This window comes from Caenispirillum bisanense (genome assembly GCF_039523075.1).
In the GTDB taxonomy this organism is placed as follows: Bacteria; Pseudomonadota; Alphaproteobacteria; order Rhodospirillales; family Rhodospirillaceae; genus Caenispirillum; species Caenispirillum bisanense.
On sequence record NZ_BAAAEP010000130.1, the window covers coordinates 1 to 215 of the forward strand.

A 215-nucleotide genomic window follows, 5' to 3' on the forward strand; every position below is an offset into this window, starting at 1 on the left:
CTCAAACGAGGGTGTCGGAGTGCGTGGCGGCTCGGGTGCTCCCGCTGGTTTTTCGGGTCTGACGACCTGCGGGAGTGTGTGGGCGTGCCCGCAATGCGCGGCAAAGATCGGCGCCCGGCGTACGGAAGATCTAAGCGAGATGCTGCGGTGGGCGACAGCCAAGGGCTACACCGTCGCGATGCTGACGCTGACCGCGCGACACAGCAAAGGGCAGC